Raw genomic sequence first — 236 nt, forward strand, 5'->3', positions numbered from 1 at the left:
ATAAAGGCCTAGAGAACCTAAAGAAAAACGGTGAATATGACAAAATCATTGATAAATATTTGAAGTCATAACACAAGCGAGGCGCGCTCCGAGCGCGCTTTCTTTATGTGTACATCGTATGTGAATTAGGGAGGGACAAACATGGATACGATTATGAATGCATTTCCATATTTAATGGATGGTTTGCAAACCACTTTATACATCTTTGGTGTTGCTATCATTTTAGGGTTTATCAT

Annotated in this window: 1 pseudogene; it reads left to right on the forward strand. The window is 36.9% G+C overall.

Annotated features, from left to right (window positions below):
- Positions 1 to 141: 141 nt before the first annotated feature.
- Positions 142 to 236, forward strand: a pseudogene (locus SB775_RS33885) (nickel transporter); the annotation flags it as partial.

This window comes from Peribacillus sp. SIMBA_075 (assembly GCF_046534585.1).